This is a genomic window from Loktanella sp. SALINAS62 (assembly GCF_018263905.1).
In the GTDB taxonomy this organism is placed as follows: Bacteria; Pseudomonadota; Alphaproteobacteria; order Rhodobacterales; family Rhodobacteraceae; genus Loktanella.
Window position 1 is genome coordinate 1 of the sequence record NZ_JAAFZU010000074.1, and the last position, 794, is coordinate 794.

General features: G+C 58.6%; 1 protein-coding gene. It reads left to right on the top strand.

Annotation, left to right across the window (positions count from 1 at the left end; all coding sequences use genetic code 11):
- Positions 1-794 (top strand): IS21 family transposase (gene istA / locus GZH79_RS17645; RefSeq protein WP_211645091.1); only part of this gene is annotated, 794 nt, incomplete at both ends.

The following is a 794-nucleotide window of genomic DNA, read 5'->3' on the forward strand; positions in this document are numbered from 1 at the left end:
ATCGACCAATGGATGCAAGACGATCTGAACCGTCCCCGTAAACAGCGCCACACCGCCAAGCGCATTTTTGAACGGCTGTGCGACGAGCACCAGTTTCAAGGCGGTTATACGACGGTCAAGAATTACGTCCGGGAACAAGGGCGGCGCAGCCGAGAGATGTTTGTCCCGCTGGCCCATGCCCCCGGCCATGCTCAAGCGGATTTCGGCGAAGCCATGGTTGTGATCGGCGGGGTTGAGCAGAAGGCGCATTTCTTCGCGCTGGATCTGCCCTACAGCGATGCCTGCTTTGTTCGGGCTTATCCTGCGGCGGTCTCCGAGGCCTGGGTTGATGGCCATGTTCATGCTTTTGCATTCTTCGGCCGGGTTCCGCAGTCGGTTCTTTATGACAACGACCGGTGTCTGGTCGCGAAGATCCTGCCGGACGGGTCACGCAAGCGGACCAAGCTGTTCAGTGGGTTCCTGTCGCATTACTTCATCCATGATCGTTATGGCCGACCGGGCAAGGGCAACGACAAAGGCGCTGTCGAGGGTCTGGTCGGATATGCACGGCGCAACTTCATGGTGCCCATCCCTCATTTTGCGACATGGGAGGCGTTCAATATCTGGCTAAAAGAGCAATGCCGCAAGCGTCAGGCGGATGTCTTGCGCGGGCATAGCGACAGCATCGGGCAACGACTGGCCCGCGATCTTGATGCCATGATGGATCTGCCCGCGTGCCCGTTTGACGCCTGCGATCAGGCCACCGGCCAGGTGAACTCACAATCCCTGGTGCGCTACAAAACCAACGATTACTC